The sequence below is a fragment of the Microbacterium sp. ET2 genome, assembly GCF_030347395.1.
In the GTDB taxonomy this organism is placed as follows: domain Bacteria; phylum Actinomycetota; class Actinomycetes; order Actinomycetales; family Microbacteriaceae; genus Microbacterium; species Microbacterium albipurpureum.
In genome coordinates, this window is sequence record NZ_CP128170.1 from 1361761 (window position 1) to 1379928 (window position 18168).

The window sequence follows — 18168 nt, forward strand, 5'->3', positions numbered from 1 at the left end:
GAGCATTCCGCCGCCATTTTCCCGATCAAGAGGCAAAAAACTTGTGGACTCGGCTCCCCCTCGTCGCTAGGTTAACGTTTACATTACACGCGACAGTTTCGAAGGAGAACTGTGAAAAAGACATTGTCGTCACTTGCCGCTGTGGCGCTCACGGGAGCGGCGCTCGCCGTCCCCGCAGCCGCAACAGCCAATGACGCGACGGCGATCGACCTGCAGCCTGAAAGCGTGCAGCAGACGATCGACGGCTTCGGCTACTCCGCCGCGTTCCAACGCACCCATCGCCTGAACCTCCTCTCCGACGAGAAGAAGGCCGAAGCGGTCGAACTCCTCCTCGGCGACACCGGCGTCGATCCCTCGATCCTGCGGCTCGGGATCGGCGGCCAATCGACCGGGCCCTACGACTGGATGCTGTCCATTCAGCCCGACGACCCCGGCGGGCCGGACGCCGAGCCGAACTACCAGTGGGACGGTTACGACAACGGGCAGGTGTGGTTCGCGCAGGCAGCCGAAGCCGCCGGCGTCGAGTACATCTACGGCAACGCCTGGACCGCACCCGGCTACATGAAGACGAACAACAGTGCAGCCAACGGCGGCACCCTCTGCGGACTGTCGGGAACGGCGTGCCCAGGTGGGGACTGGACGGATGCCTACGCGAACTACCTCGTCGCGTGGGCGGACTTCTATGCCGATGAGGGCGTCGGGATCGACGGGATCGCCTTCACCAACGAGCCCGACTACACCTCGTCCTACGAGTCGATGCGCTTCACTCCGCAGCAGGCGGTGGAGTTCACCAAGACTGCCGGACCGGTCTTCGATGCCTCCGGCTACGACCTCCTGTGCTGCGAGTCGTTCGGCTGGAATCAGGGTAAGAACTATCACAGCGCCATCCAAGAGGACTCCGAGGCTTCGCAGTGGGTGGACGTCTTGACCGCGCACTCGTACGCCAGCCGCTCCGACTCGGCATTCGAGACGGACAAGCCGCTGTGGATGTCGGAATGGGCGGCCTCGGTCGCCGGTCTGACGGAGTTCAACGCGAACTGGGACGGTAACCCGGGCGCAGGCTCGGACGGCATCCGCATGGTCGATCACATGATGGACACCCTGATGAGCGCCAACGCGACCGGATACCTCTGGTGGCTCGGCGTGAGCCAGGGCGGCTCTGGCTCGCTCATGGTGGTCGATCCCGAGAACGACACATTCACGGTGGGTTCGCGCCTCTACGGCATGGCCGCCTTCAGCCGGTTCATCCGGCCAGACGCGGTGCGCTTCGACGCCGTCCATGCGATCGAGGGCGTGAAAGTCGCTGCCTTCGACAACGCCGACGGCAGTCGGGTGGTGCAGGTGCTGAACAACAACACCGCCTCGGTGTCGACGGACATCGACATCGACAGCCAGCCGACCGCGTACCTCAACGACCAGGCAAATCAGCTGGTCGAGACCGAGGGCATCGCGACCACGGCGGACGGACGCACCACTCTCGAGCTTCCCGCTCGATCGCTGGTGACGCTGGTCGTCGAGCCCGGGGCATCCGAGGGCGACGGCGAGGGTATCCCCATCGAGGCGACGGTGCCCGGGCCCGGCGAGCCGGGTTCGCTGTCGCTGACGGTGGCCGACTTCGGAGCGGGAGTCGTGCTCAGCCCCGGCGAGAACGCCGGCGACCGCATCCGCTTCGAGGGCGAGCTTCCCGTCGTGACGGTCACCGACTCTCGCAGCGAAGATCAGGCGGGCGCCGGAGGGTGGGCGGTGTCGGGCCAGTCGAGCGATTTCACCGCCGGCGGCGAGACGCTCGGCGCGGAGCATCTCCAGTGGACGCCCGAAGTGCTCACCCCTCGCCCTGGGGTCAGCGCGGGCGATGCGGTGGCGACGGTCATGAGCGGCGGGCCAGGCCTTGCAGATCCTCAGCGTCTGGGCGACGCCGCCCCAGAGGGGCGATTCGGCTCCACGCAGCTCGGGGCGGACCTCGCGCTCGAAGCCCCGGTGGACACGCCGGCGGGCACCTATGAGGGTGTCCTCACGGTCACCCTCTTCCCCGAGGACTGATCTCCCCACCGGCGCGGCCTGCCTCTGACGCAGGCCGCGCCGGTTCCTCTTCCGCGTACGACCACGGAGCCCCGATGAACGCCACCCACGCTTTCCGCCACCTCGCGGCAGCCTCACTCCTCACGTTCCTGACCCTGGCCTCGCCCGGGTTCGCGGCCGCTGCCGAGAACACCTCCGGCACGACCTGGACGCTGTCCCCCGCCGGCCCCGACGGCGCCGACGAACGGATCTCCCTCCGGCACGTGATGGAACCGGGCGCGAGGGTGGACGACCGCGTCGCGCTGACGAACTTCACCCCCGGGCCGGCGACGTTCGCGGTGTACGCGAGCGACGGCGTGGTGACCGCAGACGGCAACTTCGACCTTCTCCCGCCCGGTGAGACGCCTGTGGACGCGGGCTCCTGGATCGACATCGGCGCGGTCGACGGGCAGGACCCCCTGCCCAATGAGCCCCTCACGATCGAACTGCCCGCGGGCGGCTCGGTCGTCATCCCCCTGACGATCACTGTGCCCGAGAACGCGTCGCCAGGCGACCACCCCGCGGGACTCGTCGCCCAATTCGTCCCCGGCGATGGCGCCGGAGTCGAGATGGCCAGCCGTGTCGGGGTCCGCGTCCATCTGCGGGTCGACGGTCCCGTCGTCGCGTCGCTCGACGTCGATCAGGTCGAGGCCACGTACGAACCATCGTGGAACCCCTTCGCTCCCGGCACGGTGCACGTCGCCTACAGCCTCGGCAATTCGGGGAATGTCCGTCTCGGCGCAACATCCACCGCCACCGTCACGGGGCCATTCGGCATCGCGCCCTCCTCGGCGTCGGCATCCACACGAGAAATCCTCCCTGGGCAAGAGGCCCACCTCTCGTCATCCTTCGACCTCTGGCCGCTCGTGCTCGGATTCGGCGAGGTGCAGGTCACACCGCAGGTCGTCGGCGAGGACGCCCTGGCCGACGCGGGCACGCCGCAGACGGCCACCCTCACGGTATGGACCGTGCCGTGGGCACAGCTGTGCCTCATCGCAGCCGCCGTCCTGATCACCTTCGCCGTGCTGCGTCTGAGACGTCGGTCCGCCGCGCAGACGCAACGTCGCATCGACGACGCCGTCGCCCAGGCGCTGACCGCCGGCGTCCCGGAGACAGGCGAACAGCGTGATCAGTCTTCAGGCGCCCCCGTGGAGGCGCGAACGGCGAGACGCGGATGAAGGGAGCGGTGCATGCCGCCTTCGGGCGTGCCCCCGCGGGCATCGATCCGCTCCAGAAGCAGCTCGACGGCGGCATCGCCGAGCTCCCGCAAGTCGGCGCCGACACTGGTCAGGGGCGGGGAGGCGAGCCCCGTCACGAAGGTGTTGTCGAATCCGACCAGGCTCACTTGATCAGGCACCCGGATGCCCGACTCCGACCACTGCGCCAGCATCCCCAGTGCGACCAGGTCGTTGTAAGCGATCACAGCGGTGGCCTCGGTCCGCAACGCCTCAGCCGCAACCGCACGTCCTCCGGCAGAGGTGGGCACGGCGTCTGCGATCTCCACCAGCACAAGGTCCGGCAGCGCGGCGGCGGCCGCTGCGATTCCTCTCGACCGCCGGGCCTGCGACCACGACGTCGCGGGCCCGCCGACGTAGGCGATGCGGCGGTGGCCGAGACCGTGGAGATGCTCGATCGCGGCTCGGCCGGCGGCGGACTCGTCGATCGTGACCGATGGGGTGGCGGGGCCCGTTTTCCCAAGGTCCCGGTTGATCAGGACGCAGGTGTTCTCCGCCACGACCTCTGCGAGCCGGTCGTCCGAGAGGCGGGAGGAGACAAGGATCAGGCCGTCGATCTGCGAGCGCAGCGCACGGATCTCCTCGTCCTCGACATCGGCGCGCTCGGTCGTGTCCACGACGACCAGGCCGTACCCGCGCTCGCGCGAGGTCGCCTGCGCGCCCTTGGTCATCGACGAGAAGTACGGGTTCTCGATGTCGGGCACCACGAGCGCGATCACCCCCGTCCGGCCGCGACGCAGGCTTGCCGCGGCCCTGTTGGGCCGATATCCCAGCTCATCGATCGCGGCGAGCACCCGGTCACGCGTGTCACCTGAAACGCGATGAGGCTCTCGCAGTGCGCGCGACACGGTGGCGATCGAGACTCCCGATCGCGCCGCGACGTCGTGGACGGTCACCATGTCGAACGGACACCTCACTAGCGGTTCAGGGCTCCATCATCCCAACCTCTAGCGGCGGAACGCACGATGGACACTAGGATAATAACGTTTACATACCCAAGGAGCCCTCCTATGCCGGTCCACGGCGGCGACGACGCCCCCTCTCCCCAGCCGCGACTGCACCCCGATCGCGCCCTCCCGGTGGACCCCGGTGTACGGCGGATCGCGCGCACCATCCTGTCGCGGACAGCCACGCTGCCGATCGTGTCGATGCACGGTCACGTGGACGCGGAGATGCTGGCGCGAGACGAGTCTTTCGCGGACCCGTCATCGCTCCTGGTCTCGCCCGATCACTATCTGATCCGAATGCTCGTCTCGCAGTCGACGACGCCCGGACCGGTTCGCGATTCGGGTGTTCGCACAGTCGCCGACCTCGGTGCGGGGGCGTCGCGTGGTGCGGCCGTCGAGAAGGACCCGCGTGCGATCTGGCGACGCTTCTGCGCGGGATGGGCCGCCCTGCGGGGGACGCCCACCCGCTACTGGCTGGAACATGTGCTGACGGAAGTCTTCGAGGCTCCGCACAAGCCCTCTCCCGACACCGCCGACCTCCTGTACGACCACATCGCCGATCGACTCACCCGACCCGACTTCCGTCCCCGCGCGCTCTTCGAGCGGTTCGGAATCGAGATCCTCGCGACGACCGATCCGGCGACATCGACTCTCGATGCGCACGCCCGCCTGGCAGCCGAGGGCTGGGGGAAGCGGGTCATCCCCACCTTCCGCCCCGACCCACTTCTCGAGCCCGCTCGCGGCGATTGGATGCGGCAGCTCGGGACGTTGAGCAGCAGCGCGGACATCGATGCGCACACGTACGAGGGGTACCTTGCGGCACTCCGGGCCCGACGGCGGGCCTTCGTCGACGCCGGGGCCCGCGCCACGGACCACGGCCACCGGTCGGCGGCGATGACACCCCTGGATCCGACCGATGCCCGCAGGCTCTTCGATGCGGCGCGCGTGGGCGAGATCGACGCCGCGGACGCGGCGGCCTTCACCGCGCACATGCTGTTCCAGATGGCCGAGATGTCCACCGAGGACGGACTGGTCATGCAGCTGCATCCGGGGGTCATGCGCGACCACGATCGCGGTGTCGCCGAGCGATTCGGTCACGACATCGGCTACGACGTCCCGGTCGCGGGTGAGTTCACCCACGCGCTGCGACCAGCGCTCGAGGCGTTCGGTCACCATGAGAACTTTCGCCTGATCGTCTTCACCGTCGACGAGACCCTGTACTCGCGGGGCTCGCCCCGCTCGCCGGCGTCTACCCGGCGCTGCGCCTGGGTGCACCATGGTGGTTCCTCGACACACCCGATGCGATGCGGCGGTTCCGCGAGGCGGTGGGCGACACCGCCGGGCTGCGGAACACCAGCGGCTTCGTCGACGACACACGCGCCTTCTGCTCGATCCCCGCGCGCCATGACCTGTCGCGTCGCATCGATGCAGGGCACCTCGCGCGCCTCGTCGCCGAGCACCGCCTCGATCTCGACGAGGCGATCGAGTCGGCAGCGGAACTGGCCTACACCCTGCCCCGCGAGAGTTACCCCGCACCGCGGCGCCCATCGGCGTCCGAACCCGCCGCCCCCGCCGTTCCCGCGACCGTCCCGCACCATGCCGCGGCAGCAGCCGAGGCGGTCGCGTGACGAGTGCGGCGCGCATCCGCTCAGCGGAGGTCCTTGTCGCCAGTCCCGCCCGGAACTTCGTCACGCTGCGCATCACGACCGACGACGGGGTCGTGGGCCTGGGCGATGCGACACTCAACGGCCGTGAGCTCGCTGTCGCCGCCTATCTGCGTGACCACGTCGCACCCCTGCTCGTCGGTCGCGACGCGCACCGCATCGAGGACGTGTGGCAGCTGCTCTACCGCTCGGCGTACTGGCGTCGCGGTCCGGTCACCATGACCGCTGTGGCGGCGGTCGACATGGCGCTGTGGGACATCAAGGGCCGGATGGCGCAGATGCCCGTGTACCAGTTACTGGGCGGCGCCTCGCGAGACGGATGCCTCGTCTACGCGCACGCCTCCGGCGCCGATCTCGACGACCTCGGCGACTCCGTGCGCGCCCGTCTCGAGGAGGGCTACCGCGCAGTGCGGCTGCAGGTCGCGGTGCCGGGGATGGGCGGGGGGTACGGGATCTCCTCGTCACGCGCCAGCGGCGGCCGATACACCTACGAACCGGCGAAGCGCGCGGGTCTTCAGATCGAGGAAGGATGGGACTCGCGGCGCTACCTGCGCTTCGCTCCCCACCTCTTCGCATGGGCCCGCGAAGAGTTCGGCCCCGAGCTCATGCTCCTCCACGACGTGCACCACCGCCTGACCCCGATCGAGTCCGCGCGCCTCGGGCGCAGCCTCGAGCCCTTCGACCTGTTCTGGCTGGAGGACTGCACACCGGTCGAGAACCAGGAGGCGTTCCGTCTGATCCGGCAGCATACGACCACCCCCCTCGCGGTCGGAGAGGTGCTGAATTCGATCTGGGATTTCCGGACGCTCATCCAGGAGCAGCTCATCGACTTCGTGCGCGCCTCCGTCACCCATACCGGCGGCATCACCCACCTGAAGCGCGTGTTCGAGTTCGCCGCGCAGTACCAGGTCAGATCGGGAAGTCACGGACCCACCGACATCTCCCCCGTCGGGATGGCGGCCGCCCTGCACCTGGGCCTGGCCATTCACAACTTCGGGATCCAGGAGCACATGGCCCACCACGACCTCACCCACGAGGTGTTCCGCACCTCGTACCGATACGCCGACGGGTTCCTCCACCCCGGCAATGCGCCGGGTCTCGGCGTCGAGTACGACGACGCCGCCGCGCAGGCGTTCGCCTATTCGCCCGCGCTTCTGCCGGCCGCGCGCCTGACCGACGGCACCGTCCATGACTGGTGAGACGCGGCCCCGCAGACAACCATCCCTGATCAGATCGAGGAAACAATGACCACGTCCGCATCCCATTTCGAAGCAGTTGCCGACGGGCACCCCATGTGGCTGCCCGCGGCCGTCGCCGGTGAACTCCGCGGCCGCACGGCGACGATCCTCGGCGAAGGCGTGGTGATCGACACGCTCCGCGCCGAGATCGCGCGCGCAGGGATGACGGAGGTCTCCGCGGACGCCGACCTCGTCATCGCTCCATCCGGCACGGTCGAGGACGCACCCGACGGGCTCGGCCCGGAGGCCTTCTTCCACCGCGTCCGCGGAGGTCGGACGGTGATCACCTACGGCGGCCCGAACGGCGGCCTCTACGGGTGGTTCCACCACCTACGCCACCTCGCCTGCGGGAGTGGCGAGGCGGCGGCCACCCACGAACCGCTGCACGAACTGCGCATGCTCGACCATTGGGACAACGTCGCGGTGCACCCCCACATGGGTCAGGTCGAGCGCGGCTACGCGGGCGGATCGATCTTCTACGACGACGGGCGGCTGCGCGAGGATCTCTCCCGGGTCCACGCCTATGCCCGGCTTCTGGCATCCGTCGGCATCAACCGCGTCACGATCAACAACGTCAATGTCGGACGCCGGGAGGCGCGCCTGCTCACCGACGATCTCGGCACGGTCGAGCGTCTGGCGGCGATCTTCCGCCCCTGGGGGATCCGCACCCACCTGTCGATCAACTTCGCCTCCCCGCTGGCGCTGGGGGAACTCGACACCTCCGATCCTCTTGAGCCTGCGGTGCAGAAATGGTGGACGGATGCCGCCGCCCGCGTCTTCACCAGGATCCCCGACTTCGGCGGCTTCCTGGTGAAGGCCGACTCGGAGGGACAGCCGGGGCCCTATGCGTACGGGCGCGACCACGCCGACGGCGCGAACATGCTGGCCCGGGCCGTCGCCCCCTTCGACGGCCTCGTGCACTGGCGCGCGTTCGTCTACAACCATCACCAGGACTGGCGCGACCGCACCACCGACCGGGCGCGCGCCGCGTACGACACCTTCGTCCCCCTCGACGGCCGTTTCGACGACAACGTGATCCTGCAGGTGAAGTACGGGCCTCTCGATTTCCAGGTGCGAGAGCCCATCTCACCGGTCATCCCCGGGATGACGCGCACCCGCGTCGCGCTCGAGCTGCAGGTCACGCAGGAGTACACCGGCCAGCAGCAGCACGCGGTCTATCTCGGACCGCAGTGGAGCGAGATCCTCGCGTTCGAGCCGACCGGAGACGGCACGACCCTCGCTGAGACGGTGCGAGGAGGGATCGCCGCCGTCTCGAACGTCGGATCCGATGACTTCTGGACCGGCCACCCCCTGGCGCAGGCGAATCTCTACGCCTACGGGCGTCTGGCCTGGGATCCGACACTCGACCCGGGGATGATCCTCGACGAGTGGATCGCGCTGACGTTCGGGGCCGACGACCGGATGCGACGAAGCATCCGTTCGATCCTGGATGACTCGTGGCGGACCTACGAGATGTACACCGCGCCGCTCGGGGTGTGCTTCATGGTCAGCCCGCTGAACCGCCACTACGGTCCCGATGTCGACGGCTATGAGTACTCCGCCTGGGGCACCTATCACTTCGCCGATCGCGACGGCGTGGGCGTGGACCGGACCGTGGAGACCGGGACCGGCTTCGCAGGCCAGTACTCCGAACCGTGGGCGAGCCGCTACGAGTCTCTCGACACCGTGCCGGACGAGCTGGTGCTCTTCTTCCACCACGTGCCCTACACCCATCGCCTCCACAGCGGGGCGACGGTGATCCAGCACATCTACGACACCCACTTCGCGGGCGTCGAGCGAGTTGAGGAGATGGCCGTGATGTGGGAGGAGCTCGAGGACCGGGTTCCGTCCGATCTGCATCGCCGCGTCAGAGATCGCTTCACCGAGCAGCGGCGGTCGGCGATCGAATGGCGCGACCAGATCAACACCTACTTCTGGCGGAAGTCGGGCATCGCCGACGAGGTCGGACGCACGATCTACTGACGGCGCTCCCCGCGCCAGCTCTTCGGAGTCGGCGCGGGGGTCAGCCGTTGTCCGCGATGAACCGCTGGGTGATATCGGCGACCATCGGGCGGGCATTCGCCCCCGCGAACGCGGCGAACACGACCGCAGCGAGCGCCAGCATCCAATCGGATCCGAACGCCACGACCGCTGTCGCCAGCACGAGATACGACGCCGAGCCGAGCGTCACCAGCGGCTTGGCGGCCAGGTAGTACAGGGCGAGCCGCGCGAGGTCGCGCGCGCGGAAGCGGAAGAACGACGCGATCGTGAGGGCGTGCGACGCCCACAGCGCCACGACGACGAGGAGCACGATCGCGGCGCCGGTGAAGAAGAGGTCGACGCCGGCGGCCGCACCGAAGGCCACGGTCGTCCCGAGAACGGTGGCGATGGCGAGTGCGGGGACCCAGACCCAGAGCACGTCGCCGACGTTGCGCGCGTACGCCCGCCAGAACCTCGGCCAGACGTTCGGCTCCTCCGCCGTCGTCCGGGCCGCCAACGTGGAGACCGCCGCCGAGAACGCGGGGCCGAGCGGCAGAAGACACAGGGCATACAGCGGGATGTTGCTCGCATCCCGCTCGAGCAGGAGGATCCCCACGAACCCCGGAGCGGAGGCGAGGAGGAAGCAGCCTTCCACGACGAGGTACCAGTAGATCACCGTCGTCGCGCGCCAGAACGCGCCCTGGCGCGGGTCGGGAGACGGTGCGGACGGGTTCACACGCTCCATCCTGCCGGGGCTCGCCCGATCGGCCATCAATCGACCTCGATCACGGCCACGCCGTTGGTGCCCAGGCGCAGCGACGCACCGACGGAGAAGACGACACCGGTCAGCACATCGACCCCCTGGAACGGCGAGGCCACGTCGACCTCGGCCCCGCTGTGATTGAGCACGAACTCGTAGCGACGGCCGTCGACCTCGCGCGTCGTGTGCTCGAGATCCCGTACGTCGGCGAAGACGCCGAGCAGCCCCTGCTCCTGGAGGGCGTGGCGGATCACCCAGTCGACCCCGCGCTGGTCGAGACACGTGCCGACGTACCAGGCCGAGCCGTCTCCGATCCGATTCCGGGTGACCGCGGGGGTGCCCGCGTAGAAGTCCTGCGTGTACGAGCCGACCGACTCGGCACCCTCGGGGATCACCAGATCGAAGACGAGGGATGCCTCGCTGTGCACCTCGTGCTCGCCGGGACGCGAGAGCATCACCGTGTTCGTCTGCGTCGGGGGCAGCGAGTCGGTCTCGTCGACACGCACTCCGACGATCGGCGCGAGGGGACCCGGAACGTCGAGGAGGAAGGCGTTGTCGTCCTCGTCGACACGCCCGGAGAGCACGGTTGTCACGATGGTGCCGCCGCGCCGCGCGACTGTTTCCAGCTGGGCCGCCGTGTCGCCCTTGACCATGTGGAGGAACGGCGCGACCACGACGTCGTAGCCCGACAGGTCGGCGGTGACCGGCACGACGTCGAGCACGGCTCCGGCCTGCCACAGGGCTTCGTGATAGGCGACCATCTGCTTCTCGTACGAGACGAACCGGCTGGGGCCGTCCGAGATCGCCAGGGCCCACCATGAGTCCCAGTCGAAGAGCACGGCGACCCGGGAGGGCGTCCGCGCCCCCAGCAGCCGGTCTCCGACCGCCGCGAGTTCGGCGCCGAGATCGGCGACCTCACGGAACGCGCGGGTGTCGGTGCGGCCGGCGTGGTTCAGCACGGCGCCGTGATACTTCTCCGACGCCCCTTTGCTGTGGCGCATCTGGAAGAACAGCACGGAGTCCGAACCGTGGGCAACCGCCTGCCATGACCAGAGCCTCATCTGACCGGGTCGCTTGACCGGGTTGTAGTCGCGCGTGGACGTCATGGTCGGCGTCTGCTCCATGAGCCAGAAGGGCTGCCCGCCCTTGATGCCCCGCATGAGCGCGTGGCTGAGCGCCTGGCGCGAGACCGGAGACCCGTCGGTGGGGTAGTTGTCCCACGAGGCGAAGTCGAGGTCGTCCGCCCACCGGTGGTAATCCAGGTGACGGTAGATCGCCATCATGTTGGTCGTCGCGGGGAGATCCGAGTGGGCTCGTATGGCCTCCTTCTCCTCGCGGAAGGAGGCCCGGATGTTGTCGGTGTTGAACCGGTGATAGTCGAGGGTGATGCCCTGGAACGCGGTGTGATCGGGGCTCTTCCAGTGTTCGGACAGGATGTTCGGCGGCACGATCTGGCTCCAGTCCGTGAACCGGTGCGACCAGAAGTCGGCGTTCCACGCATCGTTGAGCCGGTCGAGCGTCCCGTACCGGTCTCTCAGCCACAGGCGGAACTCCCCCGCGCACAGCTCGCAGTAGCAGAGCCCGCCGTACTCGTTGTTGATGTGCCACGCGACGACCGCGGGATGATCGGCGTACCGCTCGGCGACCCGGCCGGCCAACGCCGTGGCGAGCCGGCGGTAGTTCGGCGAACTGGCGCAGGCGTTGTGGCGCACGCCGTACCGGTGGCGACGTCCTTCGAAGTCGACGCGGCACACGTCGGGGTACGCCGTTGCCAACCACGGCGGTACGGCGGCCGTGCCGGTCGCCAGGCACACCTTCCGACCCTCGCCCTGTGCCCTCTCGATGATGCGGTCCAGCATGGAGAAGTCGTAGGTCTTCTCGTCGGGCTGTGTACGTGACCAGGAGAAGACACCGACCGTGAGCAGATCGATACCGGCGAGATCGAATGCGCGGTGGTCTTCGTCCCACACCTCCTCGCTCCACTGCTCGGGGTTGTAGTCGCCGCCGTACGGGATCTTGCTCAGGCTGGGAAGTGTCATGGTCGGTCTCTCTCCTCCGCTGACGGGAACGGCCTCGCGTCCTAGCGGACGCGAGGCCGTTGCCGACGGGGTCAGTTGCTCTCGGCGTAGCGCTCCTGCGCGGCGTTGACGATGTCGAGGTACGCGGGCATGTTCATGCCCTCGAGCTCGGCCACATAGTCGTCCCACTCGTCCATCGACCGCTGGCCGAGGATGAATGCCGAGGTGTTCTGCCAGACGTGGTCCTTCAGAGAGGATTGGTAGAGCGAGACCTGCTCACGCTCGATCTCGTTCAGCGGCGCCGGCGGCGGCAGCTCGAGGACGTCCTTCGACGACATCGACTCGACGAAGTCCAGCGCTTCGGGGCGGAGCATCGAACGGTCCAGAGCGACGGTCGATCCGTGCACGAGCGTGAAGACGCCGTTGGAGAATCCGTAGTCGGCCTGCAGGTTCTCCGGGGCGTCGGGGTTCAGACCCATCGCCGTGATGTTCTCGTTGAGAACCCAGGTGTCCTCACCGTCCTTGTCGTAGGTCACACCCTCGACACCCCACTTGGCGAACTCGAGCCCCTCGTCAGAGTAGTACAGCCAGTCGAGGAACTGCAGCATGGCCAGGAAGTTCTCCGAGTCCGCGGCCTCGGACGAGAGCATGAAGCCGCTCACGAGCCGCTGGCCCGACTGGAAGTTGTCGCCGGCCGGACCGGCGGGAACGCGGATCATGCCGATCTCGGCATCCGTGCCGAGCTCCTCGATCGTGGAACGGTAGCGGACGATCTCCTGATCGTTCGTTCCCATCGCCAACGCCTGACCCGACGCGAACTTCTGCAGAGCCTGGTCGTCGTCTTGGGTGATCGCCTCGGGGTCGAGGAGTCCCTCCTCGACCAGCATCGCGTAGTACTCGACCATGTCGCGGTATCCGTCGCTGGCCCCGGCGTACTCGAACTCCTCGCCGTTCCACCACAGACCCTGGCCGAAGCCCCATCCTCCGGTGGTGCCGAAGTTCGGCGACACGAAGCCGAGCGTGCCCTCGATCGGTCCGTTGGCCGACCACCGGTCTGTCATCGGATACAGGTCGGGATACGCCTCCTTGACCGTCCGGAGCTGCTCGGCGAATTCCTCGAACGACTCGGGCTCGAGGCTGAGGCCCAGCTCCTCCCAGATGTCCGTGCGCACGGCGTAGGAGTACTCGGGCCGCGGCTCCTCACGGAAGCCGGGGAAGAGGTAGTACTTGCCGTCCTCCTGGCGCAGGGCGTCGAGGTCGGGCTCCATCCCCCACTTCTCGACCTTGTCCATGTAGTTCGGCATGTACTGGACGAAGTCGCTCGCGGGGAGGATCGCCCCGCCCGCCACGAATGAGACCTCCTGACCCGGATAGGTCACCGAGACGATGTCGGGTGCGTCGCCCGCGCCAATCACGAGTGATTTGCGCTGATCCCACTCCGAGAGGGGAGCGCTGACGATGTCGAACGTGACGTTCTGGTTCGCCTCGAGCTCTTCGAAGAGCAGCCAGTTGTCGTCGATCGGGTAGTTCGGGTGGTCGCGGTAGAACAGACCGAACTCGACGGGCTCGGTCGCGGCGAAGGTGTCTCCCACCCCGTAGTCCTCCATCGCCCCGACATCCTTGCCGGTGAAGTCGAACTCGCCGCCTTCGGCGGTGCCGCCGTCGTCGGAGGCGGCGCAGCCGGTCAGCACCAGGGCGCCGGCGGTGAGCAGCGCACCGGCGAGAACCGCGCCGCGTCGCGCGCGTCCCTTCGGTCGAATCTGCTGTGTCATCGGGATTCCTTTCTGGGGGTGTGGATCGCGTATCTGCGGGTCACTGCTTGACGGAGCCGAGCATGACGCCGGAGACGAAGTACTTCTGGATGAAGGGGTAGAGACAGACGATGGGAAGCACCGTGAGGAGCATCGTCACGGCCTTGACGTTCGCGGCGACCTGCGCGGATTCACCGGAGCCCATGCCTGCTCCGAGAGATTCGCCTCCGGTGGCGGCTGCCAGCAGGTTCCGCAGGTAGACGGTGACCGGATACAGCTCGGATTGATCGAGATAGAGGAAAGCGGTGAACCATGAATTCCAGAACGACACCGCATAGAAGAGCACCATCGTGGCGATGACAGCCTTGCTCAGGGGAAGAACGATGCGAAGAAGGATGCCGTAGGTCGTCAGCCCGTCGATCGCCGCCGCTTCCTCAAGATCTTCGGGGAAGTTCTCGAAGAAGGCCTTCATCACCAGGAGATTGAAGATGCTTATCGCGTTCGGGATCACGATCGCCCAGATCGTGTTCTTGAATCCCAGGGTGTTGATCAGGATGTAGTTCGGGATGAGCCCGCCGTTGAAGAACATGGTGAACACGGCGATGCCGATGAAGAACGCCCGGCCCTTGAGATGCCTCTTCGACAGCGCGTAGGCGAAGGACGTCGTGAGCACCATCGCGATGGCGGTCGCCACGACCGTGTAGACCACCGTGTTGCCGTAGTTCCGCCAGAACAGCGGGTCACTCATGACATACCCGAAGGTGGTGACATTGAACCCCATCGGGATGAGATTCACCTGCCCGGAGTTGATGTACGCCTCGGAGCTGAACGCCTGAGCGATGACGTTCAGGAAGGGGTAGAGGGTGATGAAGCAGATCGCCACGATGAGGACGGCGTTGATCACTCGGAACACCGTGTAGCTGCGGGAGTCCTTGATGCCGCCCTGCATGGAAGGTCGGAAGATCCTGTCGGCGCGCCGCCGGACCGGAGTACGGATGCTGGAGGTCACCACAGGCTCGTCCCCACTGCTCGGCGCGAGATCGCGTTGGCGGAAAGAATCAGAGTCAGACCGATGAGCGCCTCGAAGAGGCCGATCGCCGTGGCGTACGAGAAGTTGCTCGAGATGATGCCGACCCGATAGAGGTACGTGGATATGACATCGGCTGTGGGATACAGCAGGGGGTTGTACAGCAGCAGCACCTTCTCGAAACCGACGGCCATGAATGTGCCGATGTTCAAGATGAGCAGCACGATCATCGTGGGCCGGATGCCCGGCAGCGTGACGTGCCAGATCTGGCGCCAGCGACTGGCGCCGTCGATGCGCGCGGCTTCGTAGAGCTGCGGGTCGATGGTGGTGAGTGCTGCGAGGTAGAGAATGGTCCCCCACCCGACCGTCTGCCAGATCTCGGAGCTCACGTATATCGTGCGGAACCATTCCGGCAGCTGCATGAACGGGATGGCCTCGCCCCCGAAGAACTCGATCCCCTGGTTGATGGAGCCGCGAAGTGCGGTGAGCTGGAGGACCATTCCGGCCACGATGACGATCGACATGAAGTGGGGCAGGTACGAAATGGACTGCGCGATGCGCTTGAAGCGCCGCGACCGCAGCTCATTGAACATCAGCGCGAGGATGATCGGCAACGGGAATACGATCGCGAGCGTCACCCCGCCCAGGATCACCGTGTTCCAGAAGGCCCGCCAGAAGGTCGGGTCGTTGATGAACAGCTCGACATAGCGCAGACCGACCCACTCATCGCCGAACATGCTCCCGCCAGGACGGAACCGGCGGAATGCGATGACATTGCCCGCCATCGGCACGTAGCGGAAGATCAAGAGGAAGATGATCGGAAGGACCAGCAGCGAGTAGAGGCGCCAATCGCGCTTCAGTGCCTTCCGCCAGGTACGGCGCTGCTTGGGCGGACGGGAACGCCCACCGTGGCCGGCCTTGTGATGCTCGTCCTCGGCCTCTTCGCGCAGCTCGATCGCGTCGGCGATGACGACGTTGCTGTTGACGGACACTGCGCTCCTTTGCGGGTGGTCAGCTCTCAGAGAGGCTTGCTGTTTCGAGGGGGAAACTTTCGTCTTCCCCTGCGATACCCGATGACGCTAACCTCTGGAAGGATCGATGTCAACGTTTTCATTCGATCTCGCCTCAGGGATACCGCCGCGTCCGGCGGATCACGAAACGATGGGAGAACCCCCGCAATGGCGCGCTTCGACCTGCCGGAATCACAACTCCGGACCTACCGTCCCGACGTGCCCGAACCTCCGGGCTTCGACTCCTTCTGGCGGGAGACGCTGGCGGACGCCCGTGCGCAGGCCACCGGCATCCGGCGCACTCCCGCGACCGCTCCGCTGGATCTGGTGACTGTGGAGGACGTCCTCTTCCCGGGCTTCGCCGGCGACCGCGTGCGGGCCTGGCTCGTGCTTCCCTCCGGTGCGCCCGAACCGCTTCCCGCCGTGGTGGAGTTCGTCGGGTACGGCCGCGGTCGCGGCCTGCCGCACGAGCGGCTTCACTGGCCCGCGGCCGGATTCGCCCAGCTCATCGTCGACACGCGGGGCCAAGGATCGACGTCGGGCACCGGCGGGCAGACGGCGGATCCCCACGGGGCCGGTCCGGCAACCGCGGGCTTCTTGACCCGTGGCATCGAGAATCCCTTCGACTACTACTACCGACGGGTGTTCACGGATGCGGTACGCGCTGTCGACGCCCTTCGTGAGGTGCCGGAGGTGGATCCGTCGCGGATCGCGGTGACCGGGAACAGCCAGGGCGGCGCAATCGCCATCGCTGCCGCTGGCCTGTCCGAGGGACTCGTGGGCGCGCTTCCGAACGTGCCGATCCTGTGCGACCTCCCCCGTGTGATCGGACTCACCGACGCCGACCCGCACGCCGAGCTCACCAGGTACCTCGCCGTCCACCGCGATGCGACCGAGCGGGTCTTCGACACGTTGTCTTACTTCGACGGCGTCGCCTTCGCCCGCCGCGCGACGGCTCCGGCGCTGTTCGGTGCGGCGCTCATGGACACCATCGCACCCCCCTCGGGCGTCTTCGCCGCCGCGAATCAGTGGGGCGCCGGTGCGGAGACGATCACCTATGCCTGGAACGGTCACGAGGCGGGTGAGGGCGCGCACTGGGTGCACCAGGCGGAGTGGCTGCGGGCACGAGTGCGACAGCTCGCCGCGGCATCGGTGGCCGCCCGATGACGCCGCCCCCTCCGCCACGTCTGACCCGCGACGCGCTCGTCGAGGCCGGTCGCGCCCGTCGCCCCGCGCCCATCAGGATCGTCCACATCGGCATCGGCGCCTTCCACCGCACGCATCAGGCCTGGTACACCTCCCGCGCCGGTGATGCGGAGAACTGGGGAATCGCCGGGTTCACCGGACGCAGCCCTGGGGTGGCCGATCAGCTGGCCGCCCAAGGCGGGGTGTACACCTTGGTCGAGCGCGGGCGGGACGGCGATCGCTTCCATATCGTGGACAGCATCAGTGAAGCGCGCGCCTCCGTGGATCTCGACCGCTTCGTCGCGCTGGTCTCGGCACCCGCGACGTCAGTCGTCAGCATGACGATCACCGAAGCGGGCTACTACCTGGCTGCCGACGGACGTCTCGACACCGATCATCCCGACGTCGTCGCCGACCTGACGGCCCTCCGGGACGGCCGCCCGGGTGTCCTCCACACGCCCGCTGCGCGGCTGACCCTCGCCCTGCGCGATCGAGCCGCCAAGGGAGCCGGTCCGATCGCCGTGGTGCCCTGCGACAACCTGCCCGACAACGGCCGCGCGATCGAGCGTTCGGTCACCGATGTCGCCGTCGCGCTCGGCTGGGATCCCACCGCATGGCAGGTGTCGTTCGTCTCCACGAGCATCGATCGCATCACCCCCCACACGACGCCAAATGACCTTCGCGCGGTCGAGGACGCCACGGGCTTCCGCGACGAGGCCGCGGTGGTGGCCGAGCCATTCTCGGACTGGGTCCTTGCCGGTGACTTCCCCGCAGGACGTCCGCGCTGGGAGGACACCGGCGCGCGCTTCGTCGGCGACATCGCCCCCTTCGAACGCCGGAAGCTGTTGATGCTCAACGGCGGGCATTTAGCGCTCGCGTTCCGAGGTCTACTCCGCGGCTGCACCACGGTGGCCGAGGCCATGGGTGATCCCGCTTGCCGAGTAGCACTCGACCGGTTCTGGGACGAGGCGGAACGCGCCGTCGGAGCCGGCGCGGAGACCGCAGGCTATCGCCGCCAACTCGTCGAGCGCTTCGAGAACGACCGCATCGGTCATCGACTCGACCAGATCGCCGTGGACACCGCCACGAAAGTGCGGCTGCGGGTGCTGCCCGTCCTCTCCGCCGAACGAGAGGTCGGGGGCCTCGCGGACGGTGCGCTCGGCGTTATCCGCGATTGGTCTGTCGGCGCCCGCCGCGGGGCGTTCCCCGCGGGGATCACGCGGCTCGACGATCTGACGTCGGGCGCGACATCGGTCGACCGCGAACTCATATCGGCTGCGATCGTCGCCAGCTGA

Annotated in this window: 13 protein-coding genes and 1 pseudogene; 8 read left to right on the plus strand and 6 right to left on the minus strand. The window is 67.7% G+C overall.

What is annotated here, in order from left to right:
• Positions 1-111 precede the first annotated feature (111 nt).
• Positions 112-2040 carry a glycoside hydrolase family 30 protein gene (locus QSU92_RS06625; RefSeq protein ID WP_289265388.1) on the plus strand — a complete coding sequence of 643 codons (1929 nt, stop codon included), beginning with the start codon at positions 112-114 and terminating at the stop codon, positions 2038-2040.
• A gap of 74 nt (positions 2041-2114) precedes the next feature.
• Positions 2115-3236 (plus strand): hypothetical protein, encoded by a 1122-nt coding sequence (locus QSU92_RS06630; protein ID WP_289265389.1) that lies wholly within the window; start codon positions 2115-2117, stop codon positions 3234-3236.
• Here QSU92_RS06630 and QSU92_RS06635 read toward each other — a convergent pair.
• Positions 3188-4192 carry a LacI family DNA-binding transcriptional regulator gene (locus QSU92_RS06635; RefSeq protein WP_289265390.1) on the minus strand — a complete coding sequence of 335 codons (1005 nt, stop codon included), beginning with the start codon at positions 4190-4192 and terminating at the stop codon, positions 3188-3190. The genes QSU92_RS06630 and QSU92_RS06635 overlap by 49 nt on opposite strands.
• A gap of 249 nt (positions 4193-4441) precedes the next feature.
• On the opposite strand from QSU92_RS06635, the pseudogene QSU92_RS17495 reads away from it, so the two are divergent.
• The 4 genes and pseudogenes from QSU92_RS17495 to QSU92_RS06650 form a co-directional block, all read left to right on the plus strand.
• Positions 4442-5392, plus strand: a pseudogene (locus tag QSU92_RS17495) (glucuronate isomerase); the annotation flags it as partial.
• 152 nt (positions 5393-5544) lie between these two features.
• Positions 5545-5868: a hypothetical protein gene (locus QSU92_RS17500; RefSeq protein WP_333783452.1), complete on the plus strand. Its 324-nt coding sequence runs from the start codon at positions 5545-5547 to the stop codon at positions 5866-5868.
• Positions 5865-7103: a D-mannonate dehydratase ManD gene (gene manD, locus QSU92_RS06645; protein ID WP_289265391.1), complete on the plus strand. Its 1239-nt coding sequence runs from the start codon at positions 5865-5867 to the stop codon at positions 7101-7103. Before QSU92_RS17500 ends, manD begins: the two co-directional genes overlap by 4 nt.
• Positions 7104-7148: 45 nt before the next feature.
• Complete coding sequence (locus QSU92_RS06650; RefSeq protein ID WP_289265392.1) at positions 7149-9125, plus strand: alpha-glucuronidase; 1977 nt, start codon at positions 7149-7151, stop codon at positions 9123-9125.
• 40 nt (positions 9126-9165) lie between these two features.
• On the opposite strand, the gene QSU92_RS06655 is transcribed toward QSU92_RS06650, so the two are convergent.
• The 5 genes from QSU92_RS06655 to QSU92_RS06675 form a co-directional block, all read right to left on the minus strand.
• Complete coding sequence (locus QSU92_RS06655; RefSeq protein WP_289265393.1) at positions 9166-9858, minus strand: YesL family protein; 693 nt, start codon at positions 9856-9858, stop codon at positions 9166-9168.
• Positions 9859-9893: 35 nt separating this feature from the next.
• Positions 9894-11921 (minus strand): beta-galactosidase, encoded by a 2028-nt coding sequence (locus tag QSU92_RS06660; protein ID WP_289265394.1) that lies wholly within the window; start codon positions 11919-11921, stop codon positions 9894-9896.
• A gap of 71 nt (positions 11922-11992) precedes the next feature.
• Positions 11993-13672, minus strand: a complete 1680-nt coding sequence (locus QSU92_RS06665; RefSeq protein ID WP_289265395.1) for an ABC transporter substrate-binding protein — start codon at positions 13670-13672, stop codon at positions 11993-11995.
• A gap of 40 nt (positions 13673-13712) precedes the next feature.
• Positions 13713-14600, minus strand: coding sequence for a carbohydrate ABC transporter permease (locus QSU92_RS06670; protein ID WP_289265835.1), 888 nt, complete (start codon positions 14598-14600; stop codon positions 13713-13715).
• 56 nt (positions 14601-14656) lie between these two features.
• The gene (locus QSU92_RS06675) at positions 14657-15628 is read right to left on the minus strand and encodes an ABC transporter permease (protein WP_289265836.1); all 972 of its coding nucleotides are present in this window, start codon (positions 15626-15628) and stop codon (positions 14657-14659) included.
• 228 nt (positions 15629-15856) lie between these two features.
• On the opposite strand from QSU92_RS06675, the gene QSU92_RS06680 reads away from it, so the two are divergent.
• Both QSU92_RS06680 and QSU92_RS06685 read left to right on the plus strand, forming a co-directional pair.
• Positions 15857-16855 carry an acetylxylan esterase gene (locus QSU92_RS06680; protein WP_289265396.1) on the plus strand — a complete coding sequence of 333 codons (999 nt, stop codon included), beginning with the start codon at positions 15857-15859 and terminating at the stop codon, positions 16853-16855.
• A complete protein-coding gene (locus QSU92_RS06685) occupies positions 16852-18168 on the plus strand; it encodes a mannitol dehydrogenase family protein (RefSeq protein WP_289265397.1) in 1317 nt (438 codons plus the stop codon). Before QSU92_RS06680 ends, QSU92_RS06685 begins: the two co-directional genes overlap by 4 nt.